The sequence below is a fragment of the Nocardiopsis sp. NPDC055551 genome, from assembly GCF_053619415.1.
Genome location: NZ_JBSHJJ010000006.1, coordinates 99,976 through 118,093, shown reverse-complemented (window position 1 = coordinate 118,093; position 18,118 = coordinate 99,976). Strand labels below are relative to the sequence as shown.

Annotated in this window: 12 protein-coding genes; 7 read left to right on the top strand and 5 right to left on the bottom strand. The window is 69.6% G+C overall.

Annotated elements, in window-relative coordinates:
• The first annotated feature begins 22 nt into the window (after window positions 1-22).
• From ACWGSK_RS12655 to ACWGSK_RS12640, 4 genes are all read left to right on the top strand, one after another.
• Window positions 23-697, top strand: coding sequence for an amino acid ABC transporter permease (locus tag ACWGSK_RS12655; protein WP_358512111.1), 675 nt, complete (start codon window positions 23-25; stop codon window positions 695-697).
• The gene (locus ACWGSK_RS12650) at window positions 694-1,692 is read left to right on the top strand and encodes an amino acid ABC transporter permease (RefSeq protein ID WP_452455869.1); all 999 of its coding nucleotides are present in this window, start codon (window positions 694-696) and stop codon (window positions 1,690-1,692) included. The genes ACWGSK_RS12655 and ACWGSK_RS12650 overlap by 4 nt, the downstream gene beginning before the upstream one ends.
• 171 nt (window positions 1,693-1,863) lie before the next feature.
• On the top strand, window positions 1,864-4,041 hold the full coding sequence (locus ACWGSK_RS12645) for a S9 family peptidase (protein WP_452455868.1): 2,178 nt from the start codon (window positions 1,864-1,866) through the stop codon (window positions 4,039-4,041).
• 7 nt (window positions 4,042-4,048) lie between these two features.
• A complete protein-coding gene (locus tag ACWGSK_RS12640; RefSeq protein WP_452455867.1) occupies window positions 4,049-4,786 on the top strand; it encodes a hypothetical protein in 738 nt (245 codons plus the stop codon).
• Between the two features lie 973 nt (window positions 4,787-5,759).
• On the opposite strand, the gene ACWGSK_RS12635 is transcribed toward ACWGSK_RS12640, so the two are convergent.
• From ACWGSK_RS12635 to ACWGSK_RS12620, 4 genes are all read right to left on the bottom strand, one after another.
• Window positions 5,760-7,127 (bottom strand): DUF222 domain-containing protein, encoded by a 1,368-nt coding sequence (locus ACWGSK_RS12635; protein WP_452455866.1) that lies wholly within the window; start codon window positions 7,125-7,127, stop codon window positions 5,760-5,762.
• Between the two features lie 744 nt (window positions 7,128-7,871).
• Window positions 7,872-8,489 (bottom strand): regulatory protein RecX, encoded by a 618-nt coding sequence (locus tag ACWGSK_RS12630; protein WP_358506283.1) that lies wholly within the window; start codon window positions 8,487-8,489, stop codon window positions 7,872-7,874.
• Window positions 8,482-9,624 carry a recombinase RecA gene (recA, locus tag ACWGSK_RS12625; protein WP_358506280.1) on the bottom strand — a complete coding sequence of 381 codons (1,143 nt, stop codon included), beginning with the start codon at window positions 9,622-9,624 and terminating at the stop codon, window positions 8,482-8,484. The genes ACWGSK_RS12630 and recA overlap by 8 nt, the downstream gene beginning before the upstream one ends.
• 172 nt (window positions 9,625-9,796) lie before the next feature.
• Complete coding sequence (locus ACWGSK_RS12620; RefSeq protein ID WP_358506277.1) at window positions 9,797-9,991, bottom strand: DUF3046 domain-containing protein; 195 nt, start codon at window positions 9,989-9,991, stop codon at window positions 9,797-9,799.
• 116 nt (window positions 9,992-10,107) lie between these two features.
• Between ACWGSK_RS12620 and ACWGSK_RS12615 the strand changes: the two genes are divergently transcribed.
• Genes ACWGSK_RS12615 through ACWGSK_RS12605 form a run of 3 tightly spaced genes read left to right on the top strand, consistent with a single transcriptional unit; the run spans window position 10,108 to window position 16,706 of the window.
• On the top strand, window positions 10,108-14,559 hold the full coding sequence (locus ACWGSK_RS12615) for a DEAD/DEAH box helicase (protein ID WP_452455865.1): 4,452 nt from the start codon (window positions 10,108-10,110) through the stop codon (window positions 14,557-14,559).
• 5 nt (window positions 14,560-14,564) lie between these two features.
• The gene (locus ACWGSK_RS12610) at window positions 14,565-15,092 is read left to right on the top strand and encodes a GNAT family N-acetyltransferase (RefSeq protein WP_358506268.1); all 528 of its coding nucleotides are present in this window, start codon (window positions 14,565-14,567) and stop codon (window positions 15,090-15,092) included.
• Window positions 15,093-15,104: 12 nt separating this feature from the next.
• Window positions 15,105-16,706, top strand: coding sequence for a serine/threonine-protein kinase (locus ACWGSK_RS12605; protein ID WP_452455864.1), 1,602 nt, complete (start codon window positions 15,105-15,107; stop codon window positions 16,704-16,706).
• A gap of 49 nt (window positions 16,707-16,755) precedes the next feature.
• On the opposite strand, the gene ACWGSK_RS12600 is transcribed toward ACWGSK_RS12605, so the two are convergent.
• Window positions 16,756-17,970 carry an ROK family transcriptional regulator gene (locus ACWGSK_RS12600; protein ID WP_358506262.1) on the bottom strand — a complete coding sequence of 405 codons (1,215 nt, stop codon included), beginning with the start codon at window positions 17,968-17,970 and terminating at the stop codon, window positions 16,756-16,758.
• Window positions 17,971-18,118 lie beyond the last annotated feature (148 nt).

Here is an 18,118-nt window from a genome sequence, read left to right as displayed (position 1 = left end):
GGGCCTTGACCGGCTGGGACCCATGGAAGCCTTTCTCAGCAATATCGACAGGGTCGTCGACGGTTTCTCATGGACCGTCAGGCTGACCCTGCTCAGTGCCTTCTTCTCATTCATCCTGGGCATCCTGCTCACCGCGATGCGGGTCTCCCCTGTCCCGCTGCTCCGCGGACTGTCCACCGCCTACGTCGAAGGCATCCGCAGCACCCCGCTGACCCTGGTGCTGCTGTTCTGCGGTCTGGGCCTCAACAGCGCCCTGGGCGTGAGCCTGGCCGACAGCGTGGCGATGGACGTGTTCTGGTGGGCGGTGATCGGCCTGTCCGCCTACACCTCCTGCTTCGTGTCCGAGACCCTGCGCTCCGGCATCAACACCATCCCCCTCGGGCAGGTCGAGGCGGCCCGTTCCCTGGGCCTGACCTTCACCCAGAACCTGCGCCTGATCGTCGTACCGCAGGCGTTGCGCACCGTAGTGGGTCCGCTGGGCAGTGTGCTCATCGCGCTCACCAAGAACACCACCGTCGCCTCCGTCGCGGGGTTGGGCGTCCAAGAGGCGTCCCGGGAGATGAAGCTCATGTTCGACCAGGGCATCGCTCCGGTCCTGCCGACCTTCGTCGGATTCGCGATCGGGTTCCTGATCCTGACCCTGCCGATGGGTTACTTCTTCGGCTGGCTCGCCAAGCGTGTGGCGGTGGTCCGATGAGCATCCAGACCTCGGTTCTCTTCGACGTTCCCGGGCCCCGCGCCCGGAAGCGCAACGTCCTCTACACGGTCCTCACCGTCTTCTTGGCGTTGATCGGCCTGTCCATCCTGTACCTGGGGTTCAACCGGACCCTGACCGACCGCGAGTCGAGCCTGTTCAGCGCCGAGACCTGGGCGGTGAACCCGGCGGGCCAATGGGCCGCCGACATGTGGGCGCCGTTCCTGCGCGCCGACACCTGGACCGGATACGTCATCCCCGGTCTGCAGAACACGCTGACCGCGGCGCTGACCGCATCGGTGCTGGCCGTCGTGTTCGGTCTGGTCTTCGGCATCGGCCGGCTGTCGAAGCACTGGTGGATCCGCGTGCCCTCCGGGGCCATCGTGGAGTTCTTCCGTGGCATCCCCCTGCTGATGCTGATCTTCTTCACCATGGCGCTGCCCATCGTGGCCTGGCAGGTGTTCGACGTTCCCACCGGCACCTTCCAGGTGACCGCGCTGGCCGCGGTCGTCACCGGTCTGACCCTGTACAACGGGTCGGTGCTGGCCGAGGTGTTCCGGGCGGGCATCCTCGCGGTGCCCAAGGGACAGAGTGAGGCCGCCGAGTCCATCGGCATGAGCCGGACCCAGACGATGTGGACGATCCTGATCCCTCAGGCCGTCACGTCGATGATGCCCGCGATCGTGGCGCAGCTCGTGGTCCTGTTGAAGGACTCCGCGCTCGGCTACATCATCGCCTTCCCGGAGCTGCTGCGCAGCTTCACCCTGCTGGCGACCCGGGAGAGCAACGTCATCCCGGCGGCGATCATCTGTGCCCTCATCTACATCGTGATCAACCTGACGCTGAGCAGGGTCGCGATCTGGCTGGAGCGTCGCAACGCCCGGCGCGGCAGGCCCTCGGCCAAGCCCACCGCCGCGGGAGGCGCTCCCTCCGAGGTGAACGGCACCCGTGGTTCCGACGAGAAGCCGACGGGGGAGACCGGCCCCGACAAGGGCTGACCGGGCCCGCTCCACGGCTCACGCCGCGGCCCCGTCGAACGCACCCCGAGTGCGATCGGCGGGGCCGCCGCCGTTTGTCCCTCCGAGTACCGGTCAGGGCTGCACAGCGACCCCGTGGAGCACTAAGGTCGACATGTCATCTCATCACACACGACCCATCCTGAGCGGGACATGTCTGAACTGTCGAGCCCTCATGGCCGCTGGCCATCGCCTATCAGCGCCGGAGACGTCGCCCGAGGAACGCTGCTGCCCGCGTTCCCCTCTGTTCGAGGCGACGAGGTCTGGTGGCAGGAGTACCGACCGGCCGAGAACGGCCGCACGACCCTGGTACGGCGGGACTCGGACGGGTCCGTGCACGACCTGCTTCCCGCGCCCTGGAACGTGGGAACCCGGGTGCACGAGTACGGAGGGCGCTCCTACCTGCCCGTCCCCCGCCGTGACGACAAGGCCATCCCCCGCGTGGGCGTGGTGTTCGCCGACCACGACACCCAGCGGTTGTTCCTGCTGGAGCGGGGCGCCAAGGATCCCCTCCCCCTCACCCCCGAGCCCGCGCGCAAGGCGGGGCTGCGGTACGCCGATCCGGTCCTGAGCCCGGACGGCAAGCAGATCCTTTGCGTGCGCGAGGACCACACCGGTGCGGATCTGAGCCGCTCCATCGTGTCGGTTCCGCTCTCCGGGCGGGGCGCCACGGACCCGACCGCCATCCGCGAACTGGTCACCGGGGCGCGCTTCTACGCCTCCCCCGCCCCCTCCCCGGACGGACGCCACCTGGCCTACGTGCGCTGGAACCACCCGCGGATGCCCTGGGACGGTACCGAACTTCGCGTGGGCGAGCTCACCGAGGCCGGTCTGATCGGCGAGTACACGCTCAAGGGCGGGGTCGACGAGTCCGTGCTCTCCCCCACCTGGGTCGATGACGACTCCATGTACCTGGCCTCGGACTGGCCGGGCTTTTGGAACCTCTACCACGCCGGTCTCAGGGGACAGGCGATCGCGCTCTACCCGGCCGAGGAGGAGTTCCACGAGGCACCGGGGCGCCTGGGCGATCGTTCCTTCTGCGCGCTGGAGAACGGCAAGGTGGTGACGCTGCACGGCGACACCGCGCTGCGCCCCGCCCTGTACGACCCCGACACCCTGGACCTGGAAGACGTCCCCACCGACCTCACCTCCTGGTCCCAGGTCGACTCCGACGGGCTCAACGTCGTCGCGGTGGCCGCCTCCCCCGACTCCGCGCCCTGCGTGGTGCGTCTGGACCCGGCCCGCCGCAGCGTGGAGATCCTGCGCCGGTCCCTGGAGCAGGCCCCGGACGCCGGCTACCTGCCCACCCCCCGCCGGGAACGCCTGCCCGGCCGATACGGGGCCACGGTGTACGCCAACGTGTACCCGCCGACCCACCCGGACCACGATGGGAGCGAGCCCGCGCCGTACGTGGTGTGGGCACACGGCGGACCCGTCGGCCACTCCCGCCGGGAACTGGACCTGAACAAGGCCTACTTCACCAGCCGCGGCATCGGTGTGGTGGACGTGGACTACGGGGGTTCCACCGGCTACGGGCGGTCCTACCGCAAGCGTCTGCACAAGGAGTGGGGCGTGGTGGACGTTGAGGACTGCGCCGCGGTCGCCCGCGCCCTCGTCGACCGCGGTGTCGCCGACCCCGAGCGCCTCGCGATCCGCGGCCCCAGCGCCGGGGGCTTCACCGCGCTGTTGGCGCTCACCGGTGACACCTTCGCCTGCGGGGTGTCCTACTTCGGTGTCGCCGACCTGCTCGGCCTCGCCGAGACCACCCACGACTTCGAGTCGCGTTTCCTCGACACCCTCCTCGGCCCACTTCCCGGCTTCATCGAGACATACAAGGAACGCTCGCCCATCAACCGGATCGCCGAGATCGACGTGCCGGTGCTGCTGCTCCAAGGCATGGACGACCCGGTGGTCACCCCGGACCAGGCCTTCTCCATGGCCACGGCCCTGGGCGAGCGCGGTATTCCGTACGCCCTGCTGGAGTTCGAGGGCGAGTCGCACGGCTTCCACACCGAAGAGGCCCGCGTGCGTTCCCTGGAGGCAGAGCTGGCCTTCTACGGGAAGGTGTTCGGGTTCGAACCCGACGTTCCGGCCCTTGAGCTCAGCACCACCCCACCCGAGCCCCGACCCGAGCCGACCCCGGACCCGGCCATCGAACCGGCCTCCACCGAAGCCGAGACCAGGCGATCCGGCACGGGCACCGACCCGCACGAGGTGTCCGAGGACGACATCCCGGTGGCCGAGCAGCTCCCGGACGTCACTCCGGCAGCGGGTGTCACCGCGAGAACCGGAGAGCCCGTCACCGGAGAGCCCGTCACCAAGGACGAATGAGGTCCCGGTGAACGCCGCCTTCCCGAACCTGCTCCGTGACCGACTGGTCGCCATGGCCGAGGCGGATCCCCACATCCTGGGTGCGGCGTTCACCGGCTCCCTGGCCCTGGGCGAAGGAGACCGATGGTCGGACATCGACCTGGTCCTCGCTGTCCAGGGCTCCCCTGTCTCAACGGCCGATGCCTGGGCCACCCGACTCCACGCACACTTCGGCGTGGCCCACCACTGGGACCTGCCCACAACGGATCACCGGGTGATCCGGGTGTTCCTGATGCTCGACGGGGTGGAAGTCGATCTGTCCTTCGTCCCCGAGGACGACTTCGGCGCCCGCGGTCCCCAATGGAAGACCCTGTTCGGCGACCAGCACATCCTGGAGCCCTTCCCCGCCCCGACCCTCGACACCCTGGTCGGCTTGGCCTGGCACCACGGGCGACACACCCGCGTCTGCCTGGAGCGTGACCGACTCTGGCAGGCCGAGCACTGGGTGGGTGCCCTGCGCACCCAGGTGATCGCCCTGGCATGCCTGCGCCTCGGCCTGCCCACCGCCTACGCCAAGGGCGCGCACCACCTGCCCAAGTCCTTCACCGAGACGCTGGGCCCCACCCTGGTAAGAGAGCCGACCTCCCCCGAGATCCTGCGAGCCCTGTCCGCTCTCACCGATGTCCTGGTCGAAGAGCTGAACCGAAGCGCCCCCGAGGCCGCTGCCCGGCTGCGTCCCCACCTGAAGGCCTGGTCGTCTCCCTGAGTTCGGGAGCCCCTGTACCGCGCTTCGGCCACCGGGGGTGGGGAGGAGGGTGGGGAGTGCCCTGAGGTCGCCGCCCTTCTCGACCGCGACCTCCACATCATCGGGTCGTTCCCCTGACAGCGTCCGCTCAATACGTCCGCTCAATACGTCCGCTCAATACGTCCACTCCCAGAGGGGGTGACCGGGGGCGTGAGTGAGTGGGGTGGTTGGTGGTTGGTGGTTGGTGGTTGGTGGTTGGTGGTTGGTGGTTGGTGGTTGGTGGGGCGCCTCGGGTTTCTGGCTCTGGGGGTTGTTGGGCGTTGCTCGGGTGGGTTCTCCCTCCTTCCCCGCCGCGTGATTGTTGCCGCCCGCACCGCACGCGTCAAGGCGATGTCGGGTTCTGTGACGCTGTGGTGGGTGGCCTTGACCCGCACGGCACGGGCGGCGGTTTGGCGGCTATCGGGGAAGGGGGGAGAGTGGTTGGGGTCCCAAAGGGCCCTGTGGGCCTGCGGCCCACTCCGGCCGCAGGCGGCCGGATGCCTTCCCCTCCCTCTGGTGTCCTCGTGGGCCGCGTCGCCACTACGTGACGGGTGAGGTCACGAAGGACCCGCTACAGGTGGGACGGGTGGCGGGCCGCGTCCCCGCGGTAGCCACCTCCGGCGCCCCTTTGGCGATGATCTTGCTCGTAGCGCCATGTTGGGCGCCCAACATGGCGCTACGAGCAAGATCATCATGATGGAGAGACAACACGGGGTTGCACGGGGTTGATGGTGCCGGTGGGCCGGTACCTGTGGTGGCAGTGGCGCCGAGACCCCCGATGGGAGCCACTCCGGCCCCGGGATATGACTCCGGGTGGGGGGTTCGTGGGGGGCGTGGGGTTCCTGGCTCTGGGCATGCCGATATCCCCACAGGGCACGGGCCCTTGGGGTCTGACACCCACTCGGGGGTGATGTCGTCGGGGTGGTGTTCCACCTGGCGGAAACGGTTGGTGGTGTTAGGGGGCGGTGGCTGGGGCTGGCTCCCCCTCACCATCCCCGGACCCGCTTTCCTTTCCCGCTTCTTGGTGGTTCTGGGCGTGGTGGTGTTCCCAGATCTGCCGGTTCACCTTGGCCTGTAGCCGGTGCTTGAGCCGGTTGTGGGTCGAGCACAGGATCTGCATGTTGTCGGCGCTGGTGGCTCCGCCGTGGGAGAAGGGGACGATGTGGTCGTACTGCGACCAGCTACGCGGCATGTCACAGCCCTGGTGCCACTCGCAGTAGGGCTTCTTGAACCCCGCCGCCTGGCGCACCGGGTCGGGGGCGCATCGCTGCTTTCGACCCACGTCCAACAGGGTCCGGCCCTGTTCGTCGGTCACGAACCGGCGCAGCCAACTGTGGGGGGTCAGGCGGGCCACCATCTGATCGGGCAACACCACCCCATCCTCGGTGGTGGCGGGTTCAGCCGACCCATCACCGAGGAACCGCTTCAGGGGGACGGTGATGTTGAGGGTCGCCAACGGTTGGCGGCTCAGGCTGGAGCAACCCCGGTGGGTCAGAGCGGTCTCGAAGATGCGCATCATCGCGTCATAGGTGCGCTGATGCTTCGGCATCGCCGCGTCATCGGGCCCATACGGTTCGGTGTAGGCCTCCAGGGCGGTCTGGATCAGCTCGTGGTCGGCCCCAGGCCCCCACATCCGCAACAGAAACCCGGACTCGAACGTGGGCGAGAATTGCGCGCCCCGGTTCTCGAACGTTTCGTCGTAATTCCGGTCGGCCTTATCCGGATCCAGGCGGGCGACGAACCATTTCGCCGCGTCCCGCAGCTGGCGCACCGAGGCCTGCGGGCATTCCTTCTTATAGGCGATGAGCCCGTATTCTAACCGGGCCCGAAACCCCTCCGCCGAAGGACGCTGGGCACGGAATTCCTCATCCGTTGTTTCGAGGACCTTCGCCCATTCGGTGGTGGCTTTTTCGGTGGAGGTCGCGATGGCGCACGCTTCACCCAGCGACAGGGCCTTGTTCTGGAAGGCTTCTTCCACCAGGGGCAGCTGCTGCTGATGCAACGCTCGGGCGAGGGTGGCAAGGCTCTTGGCCTCGGCCGGAGAGGTCCCCCACTGGTGGGTGATCCACGCCTGGATACTGCGCTGGCCACCCTCTTCCAACAGGACACCGGTGGCCTCCATACGGGCCAGGGCGGGCAGCATCCCGTAGCGGATCCGGTCTGTTTCCTGGTTGAGGCGGCCGAACTGGGCGAGCACCTCGGTTTCGCACCCGAACGGGATATCCCGGCCGGAGAATTCCACCGCCATCTCCCGCGCACCCGCCATCGCCTTATCGACCGGGGTGTTCCCGGTCGGGCGCGGTGCGTAGGGAGGAAAGCTCATACTCTGATTATATGCGAACACCCTCAAGAATGGCAGACCTACTCGCCAGTTTATTCAACTTATTTCCAGGTCGGCGAATGCGCCTACCATAGATGGGGTGGCCATTCTGGGTTATCCACAACCCCTTCCCCTATGACCGGATCCACCTATCACGGAGATGCTCCTAGCGACTTCGTTGGAGGGGCTCTGAATGGAAACGATCTTGTCCGTAGCGCCATGTTGGGCGCCCAAATGGGCGCTACGAGCAAGATCATCGCTGTGAAGACCAGAGCCGGCCACCGCAGGGACGCGGTCCGCCACTCACCCCACCTGTAGCGGGCTCTTCGTGACCTCACCCGTCACGTAGTGGCGACGCGCCCCACGAGAAAGCCAGACGGAAAGGAAGGGATCCGGCCGGCTGCGGCCGGAGTGGGCCGCAGGCCCACAGGGCCGTTAGGACCTCAACCACTCTCCCCCCTTCCCCGATAGCCGCCAAACCGCCGCCCGCACCGCACGGGTCAAGGCCACCAACACCGCTGCCACAGCACACAACATCGCCTTGACGCGTGCGGTGCGGGCGGCAACAATCACGCGGCGGGGAAGGAGGGAGAACCCACCCCCACCCCGCCCAACCACCCCAAGGAACTCGACCCGAGGCGCCCCACCAACCACCCTCACCCCGCCCAATAACCCAAGGTCCCAGTTCAGGGCCGGCCTGCGTCAGACAGCATCCCGATGCCCCACGACCCCACGACCCCACATGCCCTACACACCCTCAGCTCCCCCGCCCTCGGCCTCCAACTCAGCCTCCGCCGCCAGCTCCGCTTCCAACTCCTCCCGAACGATCCGGTATGACAGACCGGCCGGGTAGCCCTTGCGGGCCAGGGCGCCCAGGGCGCGGCGGGTACGGGTATCGGGGTCGTGGCCTCGGCTACCGGTCAGCCGTTTGCGGGCCAAGACGCGAGCGGCCTCGGTCTCGTCTTCCTCGCTGACCTCGGCGACCGCCTCGCGGACGGTCTCCTCTTCGACTCCGCGAGTGCGCAGCTCTTGGGAGAGCGCGCGGCGGGACAGGTGTCGGCTGTGGTGGCGGGAGGAGACCCACCCCTTGGCGAAGGCGGCGTCGTCGATCAACCCCGCTTCCTCGATCTGGTCGAGGACTCGCGTGATGACCTCCTCCTCGTGCTCCCGACGGTGCAGGGAACGTTCGAGTTGGGCGCGGGTGCGCGGGGAGTGCGTGAGCATACGCAGGACCAGGTTCTTGACCTTGGCCTCGGTGTCCTCCCCGGACGGGCGTTCGGGCCCGTCCGGGGTGTGCTCGGCGTTCATCGGGTCGGGTGACTCATCCGCCCCGGCGCGGTCGGATGACCGGCGCCGCTCACGCATCCGTGTCGGTCACCTTCGCGGTCTTGGCCGGGGCCTTCTTCGCGGCGGGGGCCTTGGCGACGGCGTCCTTGCCGATCGCGTCCTTGACCGGGTCGGCCTTGGACTCGGCGTCGGATCCGGAGGCGCTGTCGTCACCGGCGGTCACGCCAACGCCCAGCTTCTCCTTGATCTTCTTCTCGACCTCGTTGGCCATGTCGACGTTCTCGTGCAGGAACTTGCGGGCGTTCTCCTTGCCCTGGCCCAGCTGCGTGCCGTCGTAGGTGTACCAGGCACCGGACTTGCGTACGATGCCGTGTTCCACGCCCAGGTCGATCAGGCTGCCCTCTCGGGAGACGCCGACCCCGTAGAGGATGTCGAACTCCGCCTGCTTGAAGGGCGGCGCGACCTTGTTCTTGACGACCTTGACCCGTGTACGGTTACCGACCGCGTCGGTGCCGTCCTTGAGGGTCTCGATGCGTCGGACGTCCAACCGGACCGAGGCGTAGAACTTCAGCGCCCGACCACCCGAGGTGGTCTCGGGCGAGCCGAACATGACGCCGACCTTCTCACGAAGCTGGTTGATGAAGATCGCGGTGGTGCCGGTGGAGCTCAGCGCGCCGGCGATCTTGCGCAGGGCCTGGGACATCAGGCGAGCCTGCAGACCGACGTGGCTGTCACCCATCTCACCCTCGATCTCGGCGCGGGGCACCAGGGCCGCCACGGAGTCGATGACGATGACGGAGATCGCGCCGGAGCGGATCAGCATGTCGACGATCTCCAGCGCCTGCTCACCGGTGTCCGGCTGGGACAGGAGGAGGTCGTCGGTGTTGACGCCGATCTTCTTGGCGTACTCGGGGTCCAGGGCGTGCTCGGCGTCGACGAAGGCGGCGATGCCACCCATTTTCTGCGCGCTGGCCACCGCGTGCAGGGCGACGGTGGTCTTACCGCTGGACTCGGGACCGTAGATCTCCACGACCCGGCCCTTGGGAAGGCCACCGATGCCCAGGGCCACGTCCAGCGAGATGGCGCCGGTGGGGATCGCCTCGATCGGCGGACGATCGTCGTCGCCCAGGCGCATGACGGAGCCCTTGCCGAACTGCCGCTCGATCTGCGCGAGCGCTGTTTCGAGAGCCTTGTCTCGGTCTCCAGAAGCCACGGGGTTCCCCTGTAGGGTCGATGCCTTTTTCTTCATGATGCGCCTGACGCTACGCCTTCGGTACGACAATCGCGACGTTCGCCGGCGATGCGGCCACTCTACCCGAACCTATGTTCGATTCTTGGTTCATCCACAGATCGAACGCGGATCGGACCCGGACCGAACGTGTCGGTCAGCGGGCGGTGGCCGGAAGGTCGAACGCCTCGCACACCGCACGCCAGACCTCCTTGGCCCCGACCCCCTCGGCCAGCGCCTGCTCGATGGTGCGGGAGCCCAGTCCCTCGATCACGTAGTCCTTGGCGAGGCTCTCGGCGTAGGCCTCGCCGAACTGCTCGCGCATGTTGTTCCAGAAGTTGGTGAGTCTCATCGGCCCCAGTATGGGTGATGGACGGGACCCCGACGGCGTTGTCCACAGGCCCTTTTTCGAGGTGCCGGGTGTGTCCTCCGCCTCCTTCTGTCCGAGCCGTTCGGCAGACTGGCCGGATGAGCGGCCCCTTGGAACCCTTCGGCACGGCGACGCGGACCTGGTTCGAACAGGCCTTCCCCGACGGGCCCACTCGGGCCCAGGCCGAGGCGTGGGCCTCGGTCGCGGGCGGTGACGACACCCTCGTGGTGGCGCCCACGGGTTCGGGCAAGACCCTGTCCGCCTTCATGTGGTCGTTGGACCGGTTGCTCCACTCCCCCGTGCCCGAGGACCGTTCTCGGCGTTGCCGGGTCCTGTACGTGTCCCCGTTGAAGGCGCTCGCGGTGGACGTGGAGCGCAACCTGCGTCGCCCCCTGGCCGGCATCACCGACGCCGCGGCCACCGACGGACAGGAACTCTCCCCCGTCACGGTGGGGGTGCGCACCGGAGACACCCCGGCTCGGGAACGTCGCCGTCTGGCCACACACCCACCGGACGTACTCATCACCACCCCCGAGTCCCTGTTCCTGGTACTCACCTCCAAGGCTCGTGAAGGGCTGGCCGGGGTGGAGACGATCATCGTGGACGAGGTGCACGCCCTGGCGGGGACCAAACGCGGCGCCCACCTGGCCCTCAGCCTGGAACGACTCGCCGAACTCCTGGAACGTCCGGCGCAGCGGATCGGGTTGTCGGCCACCGTGCGCCCGCGCGAGGTGGTCGCCGACTATCTGGGCGGCGCGCGGATCGTCGCCCCTCCGGACGCCCCGCACATGGATCTGCGGGTGCAGGTCCCGGTGCCGGACCTGGACGAGCCGGGCGGATCGGTGTGGCCGCACGTGGAACGCCGGGTCCTGGACCTGGTGGAGGCGCACCACTCCACCATCGTTTTCACCAACGGCCGCCGCACCGCTGAGAGGCTGTGCTCCCGGCTCAACGACCTGTACGCCGAACGCACCGGCGTCACGTTGCCCGAGGAGGAGGTCGCCGCGCAGGTCGCCGGCCAGTCCGGACAGAGCCGGGGCGCGGACGCCGTGATCGCCCGCGCCCACCACGGGTCGATGTCCAAGTCGGAGCGGGCACTCATCGAGGACGACCTGAAGACGGGCCGACTGCGCTGCGTGGTGGCCACCTCCAGCCTGGAACTGGGTGTGGACATGGGCGCCGTGGACCTGGTCGTACAGGTGGCCTCTCCCCCGTCTGTGGCCAGTGGTCTGCAACGCGTCGGACGGGCCGGACACCAGGTAGGCGAGGTCTCGCGCGGGGTGTTCCTGCCCCGGTTCCGGGGCGACCTGTTGGCGACCACCGTCGTGACCGGGCGGATGCGCGAGGGCGGGATCGAGCGTTTGGAGATGCCGCGCGACCCCCTGGACGTGCTGTCCCAGCAGGTCGTGGCGATGGTGGCGATGGACGAGTGGTCGGTGTCGGAGCTGGCCTCGGTGGTGCGGCGCGCGGCCCCCTTCTCCGACCTGGCCGACTCCGTGCTGGAGTCGGTGTTGGACATGCTGTCGGGACGCTATCCCTCGGACGAGTTCGCGGAGCTGCGCCCACGTCTGGTCTGGGACCGGCAGGAGGACGTGCTGCGCGCCCGCCCCGGCGCCCAGCGACTGGCCGTGATCAGTGGTGGGACCATCCCCGACCGGGGCCTGTTCAAGGTGCATCTGGCCTCGGATCCGGACGGTCGGGCGCCCACCCGGGTCGGTGAGCTGGACGAGGAGATGGTGTACGAGTCGCGGGTGGGCGACGTGTTCGTACTCGGCTCGACGTCGTGGCGGATCGAGGCGATCACCGCGGACCGGGTGATGGTGTCGCCCGCGCCGGGGCGACCGGGGCGGATGCCCTTCTGGAAGGCGGACGCGCAGGGTCGTCCGGCGGAGCTGGGTCGGGCCGTGGGCGCGGCCACCAGGGAGTTGGCCGGGGCGGACGCCGAGGAGGGGCGTGCCTGGGCGATCACCGCCGGGTTGGACGAGTGGGCGGCGGACAACCTGGTGGAGTACGTGGCGGAGCAACGTGAGGCCACCGGGCAGGTGCCCGACGATCGCACGGTGGTGATCGAACGTTTCCGTGACCAGGTGGGCGACTGGCGCGCGGTGGTGCATTCGCCGTTGGGCGCCCGGGTGCACGCGCCGTGGGCGTTGGCGATCGGTGGGCGGTTGCGCGACCGGTTCGGGATGGACGCCCAGGTGGTGCACGGCGACGACGGGATCGTGCTGCGGCTGCCGGACGTGGAGAACGGCGGCGTGGGTCGTCCCGGCGAGTTGACGGATCTGGTGTCGGTGGACCCCGACGGTGTGGAGGCGCTGGTCACCGAAGAGCTGACCGGGTCGGCGTTGTTCTCGTCGCGGTTCCGTGAGTGCGCGGCGCGGGCGCTGCTGTTGCCGCGTCAACGCCCGGACCGTCGGATGCCGTTGTGGCAGCAGCGTCTGCGGGCGCGACACCTGTTGTCGGTGGCGGGTCGGTACGGGTCGTTCCCGATCGTGTTGGAGACGGTGCGCGAGTGTCTGCGGGACGTGTTCGACGTTCCGGAGTTGGCGCGGGTGCTGTCGGACGTGCGGGCGCGGCGGATCCGGGTGGTGGAGGTGGAGACCACGCACGCGTCGCCGTTCGCGCGGTCGTTGCTGATGGAGTACACGGCCGCGTTCCTGTACGAGGGGGACGCGCCGGCGGCGGAGTCGCGGGCGCAGGCGTTGACCCTGGACACGTCGTTGTTGGCGGACCTGTTGGGCGGCGCGGACCTGCGGGAGTTGTTGGACCCGGAGGTGGTGGAGCGTACCGGCGCCCTGTTGCAGCGGTCGGCGGCTCCGGTGCGGGACCTGGAGGGGACCGCGGACCTGCTGCGGGAGGTGGGTCCGTTGTCGACCGATGAGGCGGTCGAGCGTGGGGCGGACCCCGACTGGTTGTTCGCCCTGGAGGGCGCCGGGCGCGTGGTGCGCGTGTGGGTGGCCGGGGTGGAGCGCTGGTGCGCGGTGGAGGACGTGTCGCGGCTGCGGGACGCGTTGGGCTCCGAGCCACCGCCCGGGGTCCCGTCGGTGTTCCTGGAACCGGTGGAGGATCCCCTCTCGGACCTGGTGTCCCGGTACGCGCGCACGCACGGACCGTTCACGTCGGCGGAGGTGTCGGCCCGCTGGGGTGTGGGCGTCGACGCGGTCGAGGGCGCCCTGCGGGACCTGGCCCGGCGGGGCAGGGTGGCCCGTGGTGGGTTCCATCCCGGTGGCACGGGCACCGAGTGGTGTGACGCGGACGTGCTGCGCCGGTTGCGGCGGGGGTCGATCGCCCGGCTGCGCCGCGAGGTGGAACCGGTGGAACCGGCGACGTTGGCGGTCTTCGTCCCGTTGTGGCAACGGGCGGTTCCGGGTGAGCGGTGGCGTGGTCCGGACGCGGTGTTCGAGGCGGTGGAGTCGCTTCGGGGCGTGCCATTGGTGGCCTCGTCCCTGGAATCGTTGGTGCTGCCGGCCAGGGTGGAGGGTTTCGTCCCCGCCTCGTTGGACGCGCTCACCCAGGCCGGTGAGGTGGTGTGGACGGGCGCGGGCTCGCTGCCGGGTGGGGACGGTTGGTTGGTGGTGGCCCCCGCCGAGGACGCCTCGTCGTCGTTGCCGGAGCCGCTTCCACCGCAGGAGGGAACCACGGCGGCGGCCGTGTTGGGGACACTGCGCTCGGGCGGGGCCCTGTTCTTCCGCGACCTCGCCGACGGGGTGGCCCGAGCGGCGGGCGGTGCGGTGTTCTCCGACGCCGATCTGGTGACGGCGTTGTGGGAGCTGGTGTGGTCGGGGTGTGTCACCAACGACTCCCTGGCGCCGTTGCGTGCGCTGGCGGGTTCGGGCCCGGCGCCGCGTCGGCCCTCGTCACGTTCGCGACGACGCCCGGTGTTGCCGACCCGCGCGGGGCCGCCGACGGCGGCGGGCCGGTGGTGGGCGCTGCCCGAGCCGGACCCGGATCCGACCCGGCGGGCCCTGGCACGGGTGGAGGCACGACTGGCACGCGGCGGGGTCCTGGTGCGCGGGCACCAGGGGCGCGGCCTGTCGACGGGCGAATACCGGGTGCTGCGGTCCATGGAGGAGACCGGGCGGGTGCGTCGGGGCTACTTCGTGGAGGGTCTCGGTGGCGCGCAGTTCGCGCTGCCGGGTGCGGTGGACCGGCTGCGGGCCCTGTCGGGAGAGACACCCGGTGGGACCTCGGATCCGGTGGTGTTGGCGGCCACCGATCCGGCCAATCCGTACGGCGTCGAGCTGGCGTGGCCGGCGGGCGTGGTGGGCGCGCATCGACCGGGTCGCACGGCGGGGGCCCTGGTCGTCCTGGACGGGGGCCTGCCCACGTTGTACCTGTCGCCGGGCCGGTCCGCGCTGACCTTCGGGTCCGCCGCGGCGTTGTTGGAGCGGGCGGCCCGGGCCGTGGCCGATCTGGTACGTAGCGGCCGGGTCGAGTCCTTGCTGGTGGAGCGGGCCGACGGGGTCGAGGTGTTCGGTACGTCGCTGGACCCGGCGTTGGTGGCGGCGGGTTTCCACGTCACCCCCAAGGGTCTGCGTCTGCGACGCTGAGCATCATGATCGAACCGGTGATCCGCCGCATGCGGCGACAGGACATGGACGCGGTGGTGGCGGTCTCCCTGGCCGCCGACACGTTGTTCGCGCGAGCGGGACTGGAGCTGCCCCCTGACGATCCGCGGGAGATGGTGGAGCACGTCGAACACGTGTGGGTGGCCGAGGTGGCCGGCTCCGTGGTCGGTCTGGCCGCGACCATCACGTTGGACGACGCCGCACATCTGGAACAGCTCGCGGTGGATCCGGAACACGGCCGGCGCGGAATCGGCGGTGCCCTACTGGAGCGGGTGTGCGCCGAGGCCGCCGCCCGGGGACGAGACCGGGTCACCCTCACCACCTTCCGTGACCTGCCCTGGAACGGCCCCTGGTACGAGCGGCGGGGCTTCGTCACACTCGCCCGGACCGAGTGGGGACCGGGTCTGGTCCGTCAGTGGGAGATCGAAGAGGAGGCGGGCATCCTGGTCCGTCCCCGCGTGGCGATGTGGCGGGATCCGTCCCGGCCTCGGGACGCTCCGGCGCTCCCGATTTGAGATGATGTGCCCATGGTCCCCACTGATCCCCCGGCGCCCCGTACCTCCGTCGGCCGTTACGAGCTTCGAGGCGAGCTCGGCAGCGGCGCCATGGGCACCGTGTGGCGTGCCCACGACACCCGTTTGAACCGTGAGGTGGCGGTCAAGGAGGTCCACCTCCCCCACGACATGCCCCCACGTGAACGCGAGCGCGCCCGGGCGCGCATGATCCGCGAGGCGCAGGCGGCGGCACGGGTGGCCCACCCCTCGGTGGTGACCGTGCACGACGTCCTGGAGGTGGACGGGACCCCGTTCATTGTCATGGAGCTGTTGGAGGGCGAGTCCCTGCGCGACCGTCTGCGCCGCACCGGCCCCATGCCGGAGGCCGAGGTGGAGCGGATCGCGCGCCCGTTGTTGGACGCGTTGTGGGCGGCGCACCGGGCCGGGGTGGTCCACCGTGACGTCAAGCCCGCCAACATCATGCTGACGTCGGGCGGTACCCGGCCGGTGCTGACCGACTTCGGCATCGCCAACCTGCCCGACCACGGGGGGACGGCGCTGACGGGGACCGGCGCGATCCTGGGCACCGCGGCGTACGCGGCACCCGAGCGCCTGGAACACGACGACAACGGCGCGGTGTCGGACCTGTGGAGCCTGGGCGCCACCCTGTTCGCGGCCCTGGCCGGGGAGTCGCCGTTCAAACGCGACACCATCACATCGACGCTCACCGCGGTGCTGACCCATCCGGTACCGCCGGTACCGGCCCGGGGACGGACGGCCTCGGTGATCAACGGGTTGTTGGAACGGGATCCGCGCCGCCGGCTGCTGCCGGAGCGGGCGTTGGCCCTGTTGGACGATCCCGTCCCGACCCCGGCCCCTGTTCCGACCCCGACCCCTGCCTCGGAGCCGTCGACCGGAACCAGGCCCGGCCGCTCGCGTACGCCGCTGTTCGTCGGAGCGGCCGCCGTCCTGGCCCTACTGGTGCTGAGCGCGTTCACGGTGTGGTCCGTCTTCTCCTCCGATGATCGGGAGGTCGCCGCCGATCCGGAAACGCCCGCCGCCGAACCCAGTCCGGAACCATCGGCGGAACCCTCCGCCCAGGCCCAGGAGGGTTCGACCGAGGGGGCTCCCGAGGGGTTCACCCGCTACGACGACGGGGTGGTCACGCTGGTCGCCCCCGAGGGCTGGGCGATGGTCGAGAACGAGGAGGACTCACCGGGCAACGGCGTCACCCGGTTGGCCTCCTACGAGTTCGATACCGGCGTGGAGACCGGCGACATGGATCTGTTCGTGACCAGATACGACCTCTTGGTCTTCGACGCCGAGGGCGCCATGCTCCGGATGGACGAGCTGCTCAACGAGGACGAGGCCTACAGCGACGCGGAACAGCTGATGCTGGAGCCGCGGTTGGAGGGCCCCGGCGTGCAGAGCGCGGTCTACGAGGCCACCTACATCCACGAGGAGCGCGAGATCCCCGAACGGTGGATGTTCACCCGTGAGATCACCGACGGGAACACCGCGGTCTCCTACCGGCTGAGCTTCAACTTCCCGCAGGACCTGCGGGAGGAACAGCGGGAGGACTTCGAGACGGTGCTCGACTCCTTCGCCCCGTCCCCGGACGGCGAGGAGGACTGACTCCCCCGCGCCCCGGGGCGTCCGGGGCGCGGTCGGGGGTCAGACGGTGTCAGACGGTGGCCGAGAACACCTCGTCGCGGGCGCGTTCCAGGCCGTGCAGAAGGGCTCCGCGCACGACCGGGCTGCCCTCGACCGTTCCCAGGGCGACCTCGGTGGCGTTGGGTGCGATCCGGGCGGTCGCGGCCTCCACCCGTTCGGCCAGCTTGGGTCCTCCGGCGCGGGCGACGTCCCCGCCCAGGACGACCAGCCCGGGGTCGATCATCACGCTGACGGCGGCGATTCCTCGGGAGAGCCGTTCGGCGAAGACGTCGAGGAAGGCGTCGCCCTCGGGGGTTCCGGAGCCGGCGGCTCGGGCGACCACCTCGGTGACGTCCTCTCCGGTGAAGCCGTGTTCGGCGGCCAGGCGCAGCACCTGCTTGGCGTGGACCAGCGCCTGGAAGCCGTGCGGCAGCTCCCGGTCGCCGTCGGACTTCAGGGACTCATAGCCACCGGAGAGACCCACGTCGGTGGACAGGGGGGCTCCGGGCACCGGCAGGTAGCCGATCTCGCCCGCGCCACCGGAGCGGCCCCTGTGGACGCGCCCGCCGATCATGGAGGCCATACCGACACCGCCGGCGGCGCTGAGCCAGATGAGCACGAACTCCTCGACCCCCTTGGCCGCCCCTTCCGCGTGTTCGGCCAGGGCCGCCAGGTTCACGTCGTTCTCCAACATGACCGAGCGTTCGAGGTCGGCGCGCAGCGCTTCGAGCACCCCTTCGTGCCAGGACATGAGGTCGAAGGAGAAGCGGATGTCCCCGGTGCGCGGGTCGACGACCCCGGGGGTGCCGATGACGCAGGCGCGGACCTTTTCGAGGGGGACCTCGGCGGTCTCCACCAGCCGCATCACGGCGGTGTGGACCAGGGCGACCGGATCGTCGGAGGCGCTGGGGTCGACACTGACGTCACTGATGATCCGACCCGTGATGTCGGCGATGGTCGCGGTGACGCGGTGGGCGCTGACGTCGAGGACGGCGACGTAGGCGCTCTCCGGGACGACCGCGTAGAGGGCGGCGTTGGGGCCTCGCCCTCCGGCCCTGCTGCCCACCACCCGGACCAGGTCGCGTTCCTCCAGCCGAGCCAGGAGTTGGGACGCCGTCACCTTCGACAGACCGGTCCTCGTGCCGAGTTGCGTCCTGGTCAACGGGCCGCCGGAGAGTAGGAGTTCGAGTGCCGCGCGATCGTTCAATTGGCGCAGCAGCCGGGGAGTCCCCGGACGTTGAGACATAACCGTGACACCTCACCCTGTTTTTATTAGGAAAGTTTCCTGTTAATTTAGCTCACAACCTCACAGGAGGTCACGTCCCGGCTGGTCCGTAGTGGTTTCGGACCCCGGTACCCGCGCCGGAGGGGCGACCAGGAAAGTGCTGCCCCAG